This window comes from Streptomyces sp. NPDC045846 (genome assembly GCF_056431605.1).
In genome coordinates this window covers 280163-294313 of the sequence record NZ_JBWKKJ010000004.1, presented here as the reverse complement: position 1 = coordinate 294313, position 14151 = coordinate 280163, and the positions used below count along the sequence as shown (strand labels likewise).

At 74.1% G+C, this 14151-nt stretch carries 10 protein-coding genes and 1 riboswitch; of the genes, 2 read left to right on the top strand and 8 right to left on the bottom strand.

All coding sequences use genetic code 11. The features are described 5' to 3' along the window. Positions 1-9: 9 nt before the first annotated feature. The 3 genes from AC07F3_RS13550 to AC07F3_RS13540 all read right to left on the bottom strand — a co-directional run bounded on the left by AC07F3_RS13550 (position 10) and on the right by AC07F3_RS13540 (position 2568). Positions 10-651: a precorrin-8X methylmutase gene (locus tag AC07F3_RS13550; RefSeq protein WP_479114041.1), complete on the bottom strand. Its 642-nt coding sequence runs from the start codon at positions 649-651 to the stop codon at positions 10-12. 298 nt (positions 652-949) lie between these two features. After that, positions 950-2308: a cobalamin biosynthesis protein CobG gene (locus AC07F3_RS13545; protein WP_479113570.1), complete on the bottom strand. Its 1359-nt coding sequence runs from the start codon at positions 2306-2308 to the stop codon at positions 950-952. Between the two features lie 125 nt (positions 2309-2433). After that, positions 2434-2568, bottom strand: a complete 135-nt coding sequence (locus AC07F3_RS13540) for a hypothetical protein (RefSeq protein ID WP_479113568.1) — start codon at positions 2566-2568, stop codon at positions 2434-2436. A gap of 413 nt (positions 2569-2981) precedes the next feature. Next, positions 2982-3066: riboswitch (cobalamin riboswitch) on the top strand. 74 nt (positions 3067-3140) lie between these two features. Here AC07F3_RS13540 and cobN point away from each other — a divergent pair. Further along, positions 3141-6770 carry a cobaltochelatase subunit CobN gene (cobN, locus tag AC07F3_RS13535; protein WP_479113566.1) on the top strand — a complete coding sequence of 1210 codons (3630 nt, stop codon included), beginning with the start codon at positions 3141-3143 and terminating at the stop codon, positions 6768-6770. Between the two features lie 72 nt (positions 6771-6842). Here cobN and AC07F3_RS13530 read toward each other — a convergent pair whose 3' ends face one another. Then, a complete protein-coding gene (locus AC07F3_RS13530) occupies positions 6843-8510 on the bottom strand; it encodes a sigma-70 family RNA polymerase sigma factor (protein WP_479113565.1) in 1668 nt (555 codons plus the stop codon). Positions 8511-8787: 277 nt separating this feature from the next. Here AC07F3_RS13530 and AC07F3_RS13525 point away from each other — a divergent pair, with 277 nt between their 5' ends. After that, positions 8788-9903 carry a Dyp-type peroxidase gene (locus AC07F3_RS13525; RefSeq protein ID WP_479113564.1) on the top strand — a complete coding sequence of 372 codons (1116 nt, stop codon included), beginning with the start codon at positions 8788-8790 and terminating at the stop codon, positions 9901-9903. A 315-nt stretch (positions 9904-10218) separates the two neighbouring features. On the opposite strand, the gene AC07F3_RS13520 is transcribed toward AC07F3_RS13525, so the two are convergent. Genes AC07F3_RS13520 through AC07F3_RS13505 form a run of 4 tightly spaced genes read right to left on the bottom strand, consistent with a single transcriptional unit; the run spans position 10219 to position 14139 of the window. Next, positions 10219-11202 (bottom strand): ABC transporter ATP-binding protein, encoded by a 984-nt coding sequence (locus tag AC07F3_RS13520; protein ID WP_479113562.1) that lies wholly within the window; start codon positions 11200-11202, stop codon positions 10219-10221. After that, complete coding sequence (locus AC07F3_RS13515; RefSeq protein ID WP_479113560.1) at positions 11199-12212, bottom strand: ABC transporter ATP-binding protein; 1014 nt, start codon at positions 12210-12212, stop codon at positions 11199-11201. The genes AC07F3_RS13520 and AC07F3_RS13515 overlap by 4 nt, the downstream gene beginning before the upstream one ends. Further along, positions 12212-13198, bottom strand: coding sequence for an ABC transporter permease (locus AC07F3_RS13510; protein WP_479113558.1), 987 nt, complete (start codon positions 13196-13198; stop codon positions 12212-12214). Before AC07F3_RS13510 ends, AC07F3_RS13515 begins: the two co-directional genes overlap by 1 nt. Continuing rightward, entirely contained in the window at positions 13195-14139 is a 945-nt protein-coding gene (locus AC07F3_RS13505) for an ABC transporter permease (protein ID WP_479113556.1), read from the bottom strand. Before AC07F3_RS13505 ends, AC07F3_RS13510 begins: the two co-directional genes overlap by 4 nt. Positions 14140-14151 lie beyond the last annotated feature (12 nt).

Below are 14151 nucleotides of genomic sequence, written 5' to 3'. Positions count from 1 at the left end.
CGCTCTCGTTCATTCCGCCTCGCTCGCGATCGCGTTGAGCGCGGCCGCGGCGATCGCGCTGCCGCCGCGCCTGCCCCGTACCACCAGGTGTTCCAGGCCCGAAGGGTGCGCGGCGAGCGCGTCCTTGGACTCGGCGGCGCCGATGAAGCCGACCGGCACGCCGATGACGGCGGCCGGACGCGGCGCGCCCTCCTCGATCATTTCGAGCAGCCGGAACAGCGCGGTGGGCGCGTTGCCGACGGCCACGACCGCGCCGTCCAGCCGGTCGCGCCACAGCTCAAGGGCGGCGGCGCTGCGCGTGGTGCCCAGCTTCGCGGCGAGCTCGGGCACCGACGGGTCGGCCAGCGTGCACAGGACCTCGTTGTCGGCGGGCAGCCGCTTGCGGGTCACGCCGCTCGCCACCATCCGCGCGTCGCACAGGATCGGCGCGCCCGCGCGCAGCGCCTCGCGGGCCCGGGCCACGACGCCGGGCGTGAAGCCGAGGTCGCGGGGCAGGTCCGTCATGCCGCAGGCGTGGATCATGCGGACCGCGACCTGGCTCACGTCGGCGGGCAGGCCGGTGAGGTCCGCCTCGGCGCGGATCGTGGCAAAGGACTGGCGGTAGATCTCCGCGCCGTCCTTCTCGTAGTCGAACACTGTGCTCTCGCTCATCTCGTCGTTGTCCCCGTCGCCTGCGTCCGGTGCGGCTGTGTCGTCGCCCCGTGCGGTGTGGGCAGTGGGCGGGCTGTCGTCGTACGTGCGGGTGTGGTGGCGGTGGTGGCAGTGGCAGGGGCAGTGGTGGCTGCGGTGGTCGTGCGGGCCGGGGCCGGGAGGGTGGCTCGCGTGTGCGGTGCGGGCCGGGTGGCTTGCGCGTGCGGTGCGGGGGCGGGCCGTGGCGTCGGGCTCGCGGCTGCCGTGCCCACGGCTGCCGTGCTGGGACTCGTGCACGTCGCCGTGCCGCGTGCGGCCCTCATGGCCCCTCGCTCCGCGCCGTGGCGACAGCGTCCGCCAACTCGCCTTCTCCTACCGGTACTTGACGCTCGCGCGCGCCCCGTACCGCCACCGTGTAGTGGCCGTCCGGGGTCGCGGTCACGTCCACCCAGTCGCCGTGCGGATGCCCGCAGCGGCGCTCGCACCCCGACCAGTAGACCGGCAGTACGCCGCGCCCCGGCAGGGCGTCCCGGCGCACGTCGGCCAGCGCCTTGGCGCAGCCGGGCCGCCCGGTGCACGCCCCGACCCCGGCCCACGGCGATCCGGGGTCGGTGACGAACCCGGCGTCTTCGAGCTCCCGCAGCCGCTCGTGGGCCGCGTGCTCGTCGAACCCGGGGATCACGAACTGGCGCCACGGGGTGATCCTGACCTCGTCGCGGGGGCCGGCGAGCGCGCGCAGGGCGGGGGCGCCGACCCGGCCGAGCACGGGAGCCACGATCAGGGCGTACGTTCCGTCGGGGGCGGCCACGATGCCGGGGGCCGGGGCGGCCGAGCGGGCGTCCGGGAATGGCGCCGGGGCTGCCGTGATGCCGTCCCGGGCCAGGGCGCCCGCGAGGTCCACGGGGTGGTCCGGGGGGAGTTCGCGGACCCGCCAGGCGCCGTTGCCCGCGGCGGCCGCGGTGTCGAGGAAGGCGCGGGCGGCCGCGAGCGCTGCCCGCGGGGCGTCGTCCGCCGCCACCCGCAGGGTGCTCGGCCCGACGCGTACGAGGGCCGTGGCCCCCGCTTGTGCGAGCAAGGTCACATCGCCGCCGAGGCCCGCGACGTCGCCCCGGCCGTCGTCGAGGACGAACAGGAACCGGCCCGAGAGGGCGGCCGTCCAGTCCTGGCCGCACAGCAGCGCGTCCAGTGCGCGCACCCAGGCGGGGGTGTGCCCGTGGCCCCGGTCGTCGAGGCCGGCCAGGGGGGTGGCCACGATGTTGCGGATGCGCTCGTGCCTCTCGGAGGGCAACAGGGCGGTGTGGCGCAGGAGTTCGGCGAGGCCGTCGCCGCAGGTGTTGCCGATGCCGCGCAACTCTGCGTTGCCGCGGGAGGTGATGCCGAGGTGGCCGTCCCCGTACCGCTCGGCCGCGGTGGCCAGCGCGTGTACCTGACGGTTCGTCAAGGTGCCGCCGGGCAGCCGGAGTCGGGCCAGCCTGCCGTCGTCCGCGGTGTGCAGGCGGAGGGCGCCGGGGCAGGCGTCGCCGCGGTCCCGTACGACGGGGTGGGGGCGGGGGGTGGGGGTGGTCGCGGGGCGGGCTGGTGTGCCGGGTTCGCGTGCGACTGCTCCCGAGGCGCCCTCTATAGGGGGTTCGCCCTGGTGTGAGGGTGTTGTGGCTGGGGGCGGCATGGCGGCGAGCATACCCACGAGGGAGGCGGTGGCCACCCTGCGAGTCCCCCCACCCCGCCCCTCCGCCGGCGTGCCGCCGCCCCCACCCCCTGGGCCTCCGCCCCAGACCCCGCATCGCACCTTGAGGCCGCTCGCCCTCAATCGCCGGACGGGCTGAGGTTGCCCACGCTGGACAGCACCATGCCGCCAAGGGGCGCGGGGAACTGCGCGATCAGCCACGCACGGTCGGCGGACGGAAGGGGGTTGAGGGGCGCGGGGAACTGCGCGAGCAACCCCGCACGGTCCGCAGAGGCCCTGGGGCTCCGCCCCAGACCCCGGTTCGCGCCTGAACGGCGCTCGTCCTCAAACGCCGGACGGGCTGAAGATGCCCCTGCGGGCCAGCACGACGCTGCCAGGGGCGCGGGGAACTGCGCGATCAGCCACGCACGGTCCGCAGGGGCCCTGGGGCTCCGTCCCAGACCCGGACGGGCTGAGGTTGCCCGTGCTGGACAGCACCATGCCGCCAAGGGGCGCGGGGAACTGCGCGAGCAACCCCGCACGGTCCGCGGCCGAAGGGGACCAGGGCCGCGCAGCCAAGCGTGCCGCGCCCCCCAGGGACGCCGCCCCGCCGAGGGGCCGGGCGGGGTCGCTACTATGCAGGCGGCGGGCCACCTGGCCCGGCACGCGCCGGCGACGGCGACAGGGGGAGGAAGCCCGGTGAGATTCCGGCGCGGTCCCGCCACTGTGAGCCCGGACCGAGCCTCGCGCCCGGCCGGGTGAGTCAGGAACTCCCCTTCCCCGACTCGGGGAGACCCATTCCGACACCACCCGGGGCGCGGACACCCCGAGGAAGGCCTGACGCCGCATGCTGCACTCGTCCGGGGAGCCCGCAGAGGACCCCCGCCCCATCCTGCTCCTGTCGACGTCCGACACCGACCTGCTGAGCGCCCGCGCGGCGAACGGCCCGGTGCCCTACCGGTTCGCCAACCCCTCCCGGCTCGCCCTGGACGACCTGCCCGCGCTGATCGACGGCGTCGGTCTCGTCGTCGTTCGCCTGCTCGGCGGCGTACGCGCCTGGCAGGACGGCCTTGACCAGCTGACCGCCAGCGGCCTGCCCGTCGTGGTGCTCACCGGTGAACAGGCCCCGGACGCCCAGCTGATGGCCGCCTCCACCGTGCCCGTCGGCATCGCCGCCGAGGCGCACGCCTACCTCGCGCACGGCGGCCCGGCCAACCTCGACCAGCTCGCCCGCTTCCTGTCCGACACCGTGCTGCTCACCGGCCACGGCTTCGAGCCGCCCGCGCCCGCCCCGTCCTGGGGCCCGCTGGAGCGTACGGCGAACCCGGGCGAGGGCCCCACCGTCGCGGTGCTCTACTACCGCGCCCACCACATGAGCGGCAACACCGCCTTCGTGGACACCCTGTGCGGCGCGATCGAGGCCGCGGGCGCCCGCGCGCTCCCGCTGTACGTGTCCTCGCTGCGCTCCCCCGAGCCGGAGCTCATCGAGGAGCTGGGCGCCGCCGACGCCATCGTGACCACCGTCCTCGCCGCGGGCGGCACCAAGCCCGCCACCGCGTCGGCGGGCGGCGACGACGAGTCGTGGGACGCGGGCGCGCTCAGCGGCCTGGACGTGCCGATCCTCCAGGCGCTCTGCCTGACCGGCTCGCGCAGCGCCTGGGAGGAGAACGACGAGGGCGTCTCCCCGCTCGACGCGGCCAGCCAGATCGCGGTGCCCGAGTTCGACGGCCGCCTCATCACCGTCCCGTTCTCCTTCAAGGAGATCGACGAGGACGGGCTGCCCGCGTACGTCGCCGACGAAGAGCGCGCCGCCCGCGTCGCCGGGATCGCCGTGCGGCACGCCCGGCTCCGGCACATCCCGGCCGCCGACAAGCGCATCGCGCTGGTGCTGTCCGCGTACCCGACCAAGCACTCCCGCATCGGCAACGCGGTCGGCCTCGACACCCCCGCGAGCGCCGTCGCGCTCCTGCGGCGACTGCGCGCGGAGGGCTACGACTTCGGGCCCGAGGACGAGATCCCGGGTCTGGTGTCCGGCGACGGCGACGAGCTGATCCGCGCCCTGATCGACGCGGGCGGCCACGACCAGGACTGGCTCACCGAGGAGCAGCTGGCCGCCAACCCGGTCCGCATCCCGGCCGCCGACTACCGGCGCTGGTACGCGACGCTGCCCGAGGAGCTGCGTACGGACGTCGAGGAGCACTGGGGGCCGCCGCCCGGCGAGATGTTCCTGGACCGCAGCCGCAACCCCGAGGGCGACATCGTGCTGGCGGCCCTGCGCCGCGGCAACCTGCTGATCCTCATCCAGCCGCCGCGCGGCTTCGGCGAGAACCCGATCGCGATCTACCACGACCCCGATCTGCCGCCCTCGCACCACTACCTGGCCGCCTACCGCTGGATCGCGGCCCCCGCCGCCGACGGCGGATTCGGCGCCGACGCGATGGTCCACCTCGGCAAGCACGGCAACCTGGAGTGGCTGCCCGGCAAGAACGCGGGCCTGTCCGCCGCCTGCGGTCCCGATGCCGCGCTCGGCGACATCCCGTTGGTCTACCCGTTCCTGGTCAACGACCCGGGCGAGGGCACCCAGGCCAAGCGCCGGGTGCACGCCACGCTCATCGACCACCTGGTGCCGCCGATGGCCCGCGCCGACTCCTACGGCGACATCGCGCGCCTGGAGCAACTCCTGGACGAGCACGCCCAGATCGCGTCCATGGACCCGGCCAAGCTGCCCGCGATCCGCGCCCAGATCTGGACGCTGATCCAGGCCGCCAAGCTCGACCACGACCTGGGGGTCGAAGACCGCCCCGAGGACGAGGGCTTCGACGACTTCATCATGCATCTCGACGGCTGGCTCTGCGAGATCAAGGACGTCCAGATCCGCGACGGCCTGCACGTGCTCGGCAACGCCCCGGCGGGCGCCGACCGCGTCAACCTGGTCCTCGCGATCCTGCGCGCCCGCCAGATCTGGGGCGGCACCACCGCCCTGCCCGGTCTGCGCGAGGCGCTCGGCCTGGACGAGTCGGCGGCCACCCGCACCACCGCCGACGAGGCCGAGGACAAGGCCCGCGCGCTGGTGCAGTTGATGGACGACGCCGACTGGGACCTCGCCGCGATCCCGGCCGACCAGCCCCAACAGGTCCGCGCCATCCTGGAGTTCGCGGCCCGCGAGGTCGTGCCGCGCCTCGCCGCGACCACCGCCGAGCTCGACCACACCGTGCACGCCCTCAACGGCGGCTTCGTACCGGCGGGCCCCTCCGGCTCCCCCCTCCGAGGTCTGGTCAACGTCCTGCCGACCGGCCGCAACTTCTACTCGGTCGACCCCAAGGCCGTCCCCTCCCGGCTCGCCTGGGAGACCGGTCAGGCCCTCGCCGAGTCCCTCGCCGACCGCTACCGCACCGACAACGGCGACTGGCCGACCTCGGTCGGGCTCTCCCTGTGGGGGACGAGCGCGATGCGCACGGCGGGCGACGATGTGGCCGAGGCGATGGCGCTGCTCGGCGTGCGCCCGGTCTGGGACGACGCCTCGCGCCGGGTCACCGGCCTGGAGCCGATCCCGCTCGACGAGCTCGGCCGCCCCCGCATCGACGTGACCCTGCGCATCTCGGGCTTCTTCCGCGACGCGTTCCCGCACACCATCGGGCTGCTCGACGACGCGGTGCGTCTGGCCGCCTCGCTCGACGAGCCCGCCGACCAGAACTTCGTACGCGCCCACACGCAGGCCGACCTCGCGGAGCACGGCGACGAACGCCGGGCCACCACCCGCATCTTCGGTTCGCGCCCGGGCACCTACGGCGCGGGCCTGCTCCAGCTCATCGACTCCCGCGACTGGCGCACCGACGCCGACCTCGCCGAGGTCTACACGGTGTGGGGCGGCTACGCGTACGGCCGCGAGCTGGACGGGCGTCCGGCCCGGGACGAGATGGAGACGGCGTACAAGCGGATCGCGGTCGCGGCGAAGAACACCGACACCCGCGAGCACGACATCGCCGACTCGGACGACTACTTCCAGTACCACGGCGGCATGGTGGCGACCGTCCGCGCGCTGCGCGGCACCGCCCCCGAGGCGTACATCGGCGACTCGACGCGTCCGGAGACCGTCAAGACGCGCACCCTGGTCGAGGAGACCTCGCGGGTCTTCCGGGCCCGGGTGGTGAACCCCAAGTGGATCGAGGCGATGCGCCGCCACGGCTACAAGGGTGCCTTCGAACTCGCCGCCACCGTGGACTACTTGTTCGGCTACGACGCCACCACGGGCGTGGTCGCCGACTGGATGTACGACAAGCTGACCGAGACGTACGTCCTGGACCCGGCCAACCGCGAGTTCCTCCAGAACGCCAACCCGTGGGCCCTGCACGGCATCGCGGAGCGGCTCCTTGAGGCCGAGTCGCGCGGCATGTGGGCCAAGCCCGACCCGGCGGTCCTCGAAGCGCTGCGCCAGGTGTACCTGGAGACCGAGGGCGACCTGGAGGACGAGGGCTGAGCCCCTTGCGCAGACGGCGGGCCCGGGTTCTCGAACCCGGGCCCGCCGTCGTGTGCCGCTGCTGAGCGGTCCTCAGCTCTGCGTGCCGAAGTCCTGGGTCCACCAGGGCCCGCCGGACCCGTAGTGCACGCCGATGCCGATCTCCTTGAACGCGCAGTTCAGGATGTTGGCCCGGTGGCCGGGGCTGTGCATCCAGGAGTCCATGACGGCGGCCGCGTCGGCCTGGCCGCGCGCGATGTTCTCGCCGTACGTACTCCACTGGTACCCGGCGGCGGTGATCCGCTCGCCGGGGCCCGCGCCGCTCGGGTCGGTGTGGTCGAAGAAGTTCTGCGCGGCCATGTTCTCGGAGTGCTTGAGCGCGGCGCTGTACAGCTTCGGGTTGGTGGTCAGGGCGGAGCAACCGGCCTTGGCGCGCTCGGAGTTGACGAGGGCGAGCACGTCCTGGACGGCGGCGGGTTCGCCCGTGTCGGCGCCGGTGGCCGCGCGCCTGGTGGTGGCGCTCGGCTTCGGCGCGGCGGGGTGGCTGGACGGCTTGGCCGGGGGAGTCGACTTCTTCGCGCTGGGGCTCGGTGAACTGCTGGGCTTGACAGGTGAGTTGGAGGCGGAGGGGCTCGGCGGCACGGGCTTGGCGCCGATGCCGTCGGCCGCCGCGTCCGTGGTGGTGGCGGGGGCGTCCGCGACGGTGCGGGAGGCCTCCTGCCCGGAGTCCGTGAGGAAGTGGAAGGCGCCGCCGAGGGCGGCGATCGTGGCGATGCCCGCGATGACGGCGGCGGCCCGGCGCCTGCGGCGTGCCCGTTGGTCGCGCCGGTCGCGCCGGGAGGCGGGGACGCGGCCCTTGCGGTGGGCGGCGCGGGTGCCGCGCGGGGCGGCGTGGGGGAGGGGCTGGGTCGGGGCGCCGGGCGCGGGGGCGTCCGTGGCGAGGGCGGCGGTCTGGAGCGACGGTCCGGCTCCGTGCAGCACGGCGAGCAGCCCGGCGGTGGTGGCCGCGACGGGGACGAGGGCCAGTCCGACGAGGAGGCCCTCGGCGGGTATGAGCCCGCTCCAGTGCCCGGAGCACACCGCGCAGGTGCGGGCGTGCCGGGCGATGCGCTTGCGCCACAGGGCGGAGGGCACCCCGTCCCAGGACAGGGCGAGCCCGGACAGCTCGCCGCAGCGCTCGATCCCGGCGAGCGCGCGGACGACGACCCGGGCGGTCTCCAGCTGGCCCTTCATGCGCTGGACGCGTACGGCGGCGTGCTCGGCCGACAGGTCGAGCGCCGAGGCGACCTCGCCCCGCGTGAGCACACCGGCCGCCTCCAGCCACCACAGCGAGAGCAGCGCCCGGTCGTCGGGCTCCAGCCAGCGGGTGGCCTCGGTGACCTCCTTGCGCTGCCCGGACAGGCCGAGCCGCACGATGGTGAGGTCCACGAAGTCGGCGCCGGGGTCGGCCACGTCGTGGGCGTCGTGGAGTCCGCCGTCGACGGGGGTACGGCGGTGGCCCTGCCAGTACCGGCGGATCTCGTTCATGGTGACGGCGACCAGCCAGGACCGGAACGCCTCCGGGTCGCGCAGCGAGCCGAGCCCGTCGAGCATCCGCAGCAGGCTCTCCTGCACGACGTCGTCGACGTCGGCGTGCCCGTGCAGCGCCCGGCCGACGATGTTGTACACGAGCGGCAGATATCCGGCGACGAGCTCGTCCCGCGCCTGCTGATCCCCGTCCCGGGCCGCGACGACCACCGCGGCTGCCTGTTCACTGATCACGCCTCGTCCACTCTCCCGGAGCACCGAACCTAACTGACCCGACGGAGAGGAGAACAGCCCGGCCGTGCCCGGATAACAGAAAACGGATGACGGATATCGACTGTCCACCGACAGATTCCGGCTGGTGGGAACGGCCCTGGGCGGTACGGATGTGGACCTCGTCACTTCTGCGCGCCGGGCCCGGGAAACACCGAATCGCGGAAGCCCGGAAACCTCGCGCCGCCGGTGTATCGTGCGCACCACCTCTCTCACGAAATGTACTGTTTTGTACGATGACTTGAGTGACCCCAGCGTGCGTCGCCGCACTCTCCTCGCCGGCCTCCCCGTCGCCTTCGCGCTGACCGGATGCGACGAGGCGCCCCCGCGCGAGCCGCGCCCCGAGCGCGGCGCGCCCGCGGGGCCCGTCCGGCAGGGCGGGGTGACCGATCCCCAGCCCCAGCACGCGCTCGTCCTCTCCTACGACCTCACCCCGGGCACCCGCGGAGCCCCCGGGCGGGACGCGGTGCGGCGGCTGCTCGCGCGGTGGAGCGAGTCGCTCACCGGGCTCGAACCGGGGACCACCGCGACCGTCGGCATCGGACCCGCCCTGCCGCAGCGGCTCGGCGTCGGCGCCCCCGAGGGGCTGCGCGAGCTGCCCGCGTTCGACGGGGAGCACCTCGACGCGGGGGCGGGCGGCGGCGAGATCGGGGTGCAGATCTGCGCGCGCGACCCCAAGGCGTGCGAGCGGATCGCCGGGCTGCTCGCGGGCGCGGGCGCCGGAGTGCTCCGGCCGCGCTGGCGCCAGGCGGGCTTCCTGCCGACCGAGCAGCCCGGCCCCTTCGCCTCCCGGCGCGAGGGCGAGACCCCGCGCAACCTGCTCGGCTTCAAGGACGGCACGGCCAATCCCACGGCCCAGGACAGCGAGCGCTGGGTGTGGCTGTCCGGGCCCGGCCCGTACGCCGACGGTACCTTCCTCGTCGTACGCCGGGTGCGGCTCCGGGTCGAGGAGTTCGGCCGCTTGCCCGTGGCCCGGCAGGAGCAGATCATCGGACGCCGCAAACGCGGGGGCGAGCCGCTGGAGGGTGGCGCCGAGCACGACGACGTCGACGTGGACGCGCGGACCCCCGAGGGCGGGTACGTGCTGCCCGCGGACGCGCACGTACGCCTCACGAACCCGGGCCTCGACGACGGTGCCCGCATGCTGCGGCGCGGCTACTCCTACGAGAACAGCCCCGGTGACCGGGGGCTGCTCTTCCTGGCCTACATGAAGGATCCCTCGCTCTTCGTGCGGGTGCAGCAGCGGTTGGTGGCGGGGGATGCGCTCAACTCCTTTGCGGAGCACTACGGTTCGGCCCTCTTCTACATCCTCCCCGGCCCCCGCCCGGGCCGCCCCCTGGGCAGCATGGTCCTGTAGCCGCGCAGTTCCCCGCGCCCTAACCCCCTTCGGTCCGCGGACCGTGCCCGCTCCTCGCGCAGTTCCCCGCGCCCCTTGAAACCCGCTTTCGTGCGCGGGCCGTGCTCGCTTCTCGCGCAGTTCCCCGCGCCCCTAACAGCACTGGTGCTGGTCAGCATCAGCATCTTCAGCCCGTCCGGCGTTTGAGGACGAGCGCCGTTCAGGCGCGATCGGGGGTCTGGGGGCGGAGCCCCCAGGAGTGCCTTCAACCCCCGGAGGGTTTAGGGAAGGGGCGGGGTGGGGGCCTCCGGGGTCTGGGGCGGAGCCCCAGGGTGTTCACGCCGGGCCGGGGTAGTGGCAGGCGACTTCGCGGGGCTCGCCCGGCGTGGCGACCCGCAGGAGCGGCGCCTCCACCCCGCACCGCGCCCGAGCCCGCCCGCACCGAGGGTGGAACGCGCACCCCGACGGCGGCGCGGCAGGACTCGGCGGGTCGCCCAGAAGCGTGATCCGCGAACGGGCCCGCTCGGCCGCCGGATCGGGCAGCGGCACGGCGGAGAGGAGGGCCTGGGTGTAGGGGTGGGCCGGCGCCGCGTACACCCGCTCCTTCGCACCCACCTCGACCACCCGCCCCAGGTACATCACCGCCACCCGGTCGCAGACCCGCTTCACCACCGACAGGTCGTGCGCGATGAAGAGGTAGGCCAGGCCGAGCTCCTTCTGGAGGCGTTCCATGAGGTTGACGATCTGGGCCTGGACGGAGACGTCGAGCGCGGAGACCGGCTCGTCCGCGACGACCAGCTTCGGGTCGAGGGCCAGCGCGCGGGCGATCCCGATGCGCTGGGCCTGGCCGCCGGAGAACTCGTGCGGATAGCGGTCGATGTGCTCGGGGATCAGCCCCACCAGGTCCATCAGCTCGACCGCCCGGGCCCGCGCCGCCGACTCCGCGGCGCCGTGTGCCAGCAGCGGGTCCGCGATGATGCGGGCGACCGTCTGGCGCGGGTTGAGGGAGGAGTGCGGGTCCTGGAAGACCATCTGGAGGTCCTTGCGCACCGGCCGCAGCTCGCGGCGGTTCAGGCGGCTGATGTCGCGGCCCTCGTACGCGATCGTCCCCGAGGTCGGCTCCAGGAGCCGCACGATCATGCGGCCGGTGGTCGACTTGCCGCAGCCGGACTCGCCGACCAGGCCCAGCGTCTCGCCCGCCGCCACGTCGAAGCTCACGCCGTCGACCGCCCGCACGGGCGCGGAGCGGCCGCGCCTGCCGGGGAAGTGCATCCTCAAGTCCCGTACGGACAACAGGGGTTGGTCTGTCGCAGTGCTCATGACGCTACGCCTTCGTACGCGGGGAGGTGGCAGGCGACCGGGTGGCCCTCGGGGCCGCCGAGGAGGGGGCGTTCGCTCTCGCAGCGCTCGCGCTGGGCGGTGCTCGCGAGGGCCGCGCGCGGGCAGCGGGGGGCGAACGCGCAGCCCGGGGAGGGGGTGAGCAGGGAGGGCGGGCTGCCCGGGATGGCGCGCAGGGGCGCGTCGTCGCTGTCGTCGAGGCGGGGCAGCGAGTCGAGCAGGCCACGGGTGTAGGGGTGGGCGGGCACGGCGAACAGGGTGTCCACCGGTGCCTGTTCGGCCGCGCGGCCGCCGTACATCACCAGGACCTCGTGGGCCACCCGGGCCACCACCCCCAGATCGTGGGTGATCATCACGACGGCCAGGCCCCGCTCCTCCTGCAACCGGGCGAGCAGCTCCAGGATCTGGGCCTGCACGGTGACGTCGAGCGCGGTGGTGGGCTCGTCCGCGATGAGCAGCTCCGGCTCGCACGCGAGCGCCATGGCGATCATCGCGCGCTGGCGCATGCCGCCGGAGAACTGGTGCGGGTACTCGCCCGCCCGGCGGCCCGGCTCGGGGATGCCGACCTCGGCGAGCATTTCCACGGCCCGCCTGCGGGCCTCGGCGCGGCGGGAGTTGAAGTGGACGCGGTGGTGCTCGGCGATCTGCTCGCCGACCGTGTAGTACGGGTGCAGGCTGGAGAGCGGGTCCTGGAAGATCATCGCGATGCGCCGGCCGCGCACCCGGTTCAGGGCGCGTTCGGGCAGGCCCACCAGCTCCTGGCCGTCGAGGGTGATGGAGCCGGTGACCTCGGCGCCGGTGTGCAGGCCGAGGACGGCCATCGAGGTGACGGACTTGCCGGAGCCGGACTCGCCGACGATGCCGAGGGTGCGGCCCCGGTGGACGTCGAAGGAGAGCGTGTCGACGGCCCGTACGGTGCCGCGTCCGGTGGTGAAGGTGACGCTCAAGTCCCGTACGGACAGCAGGGGTTGGGGGTCGGAGGGTGGAGTCATCAGAGCCTCACTCGCGGGTCGACGACCGCGTACAGGAGGTCGACGGCCAGGTTGGCCACGACGATGAAGGCGGCGGCGAGCAGGGTCACGCCGAGGATGACGGGCTGGTCGCCGGTGGACAGGGCGCCGTAGAAGAGCCGCCCGATGCCGGGCAGCCCGAAGATGGACTCGGTGATGACCGCGCCCGCGAGCAGCCCGCCCAGGTCCATGCCGAACAGGGTGAGGATCGGGGTCATCGCGGAGCGCAGCCCGTGCTTGACGACGACCGTGCGGCGCGGCAGGCCCTTGGCGCGGGCGGTGCGGATGTAGGGCTCCGCCATCGTCTCGATCATCGAACCGCGGCTCTGGCGGGCGTACATGGCGGCGTACAGGAAGGCGAGGGCGATCCAGGGGAGCAGCAGGTTGGAGGCCCAGTGCAGAGGGTCGGAGGTGAGGGAGACGTACTGCGGGTAGGGCAGGAGTCCGGCCACCCGGATCAGTCCGTAGATCAGCATCACCGAGGTGAAGTAGACCGGCAGCGAGGCGGCGGCGACCGCGCCCACCATCAGGGCCCGGTCGGTGAAGGTGTCCTTGCGCAGCGCGGCGGCGACCCCGGCGGACAGGCCGAGCAGCAGCCAGAGCAGGGCCGCGCCCACGGCGAGGGAGGCCGAGACGGGCAGCCGGTCCATGAGCAGCGCCCACACGGACTCGCTGTTCTCGTACGAGTAGCCCAGGCACGGGAAGTCGCAGTGCAGGGCGTACTGGCCGGTGCCCATGGTGCGGCCGGTGAAGATCCCGGAGGCGAAGTCCCAGAACTGGCGCCACAGCGGCTGGTCCAGGCCCATGTGGGCGCGGATGGCCTCCAGGCGTTCGGTGCTGCACGACTTGCCGCAGGCGGCGGCCGCCGGGTCGGAGGGCAGGACGTAGAAGATGGTGAAGGTGACGGCGGCGATCGCGATGAGCACCCCGATCACCCCGAGCACCCTGCGGGCGAGGTAGCGGGTCATGTGCGGCTCCCCCTCGGGTCGAGGACGTCGCGCAGCGCGTCGCCGAGCAGGGTGAAGGCGAGCACGGTCAGGAACAGACAGGCGCTCGGGATGACGAAGTACATCGGGTCGGTGTCGTAGAACGACACGCTCTCGGCGATCATCTGGCCCCAGGACGGGGTGGGCGGACGCACGCCCACGCCGAGGTAGCTGAGCGCGGCCTCGGTGGCGATCATGCCGGGGACGATGAGCGTGGTGTACGCGATGACGGGTCCGGCCACCCCGGGCAGGATGTCGCGGGTCAGGATGCGCCAGGGTCCGGAGCCGCCGACGCGGGCGGCGTCCACGTACTCGCGGTGTTTGAGCGAGAGGGTCTGGCCGCGCACCACGCGGGCGATGCCGGGCCAGCCGAACAGGCCGATGACGGCGGTCATCAGCAGGATGCGGTTGACGTCCTTGGCCACCGACATCATCGCGATCATGAAGATGAGGGACGGGAAGGACATGGTGAGGTCCATCAGGCGGGAGAGCACCGTGTCGGTGCGGCCGCCGAAGTAGCCGGCCGCGATCCCGGCGGCGGTGCCCGCGACCACGACGATGGCGGTCGCGCTCAGGGCGATGAGCAGGGAGACCTGGGCGCCGTGGACGACGCGGGAGAACAGGTCGCGGCCGGTGACGGGTTCGACGCCGAGCCAGTGGTCGGCGGAGATCCCGCCGAGCGGGCCGAGCGGCTGGCCGCCGAGGTAGGGGTCGACGGCGCTCTTGTCGAACGCGTCGGGCGCCCAGCCGCACAGCGCGCTGAGCAGCGGGGCGCCCGCCGCCATGAGGAGGAACAGGACGACGACGCCGAGGGAGATCTTCACGGAGGTGCGGCGGCGCAGCTCCGCGCGGGCCAGTCGCCAGGGCCCGCGGCCGGGAGCCGCCGCGGGCGCGGCGGCGGGGGTCTTCACCGAGGTGGTCATGGTCGGGCGGGC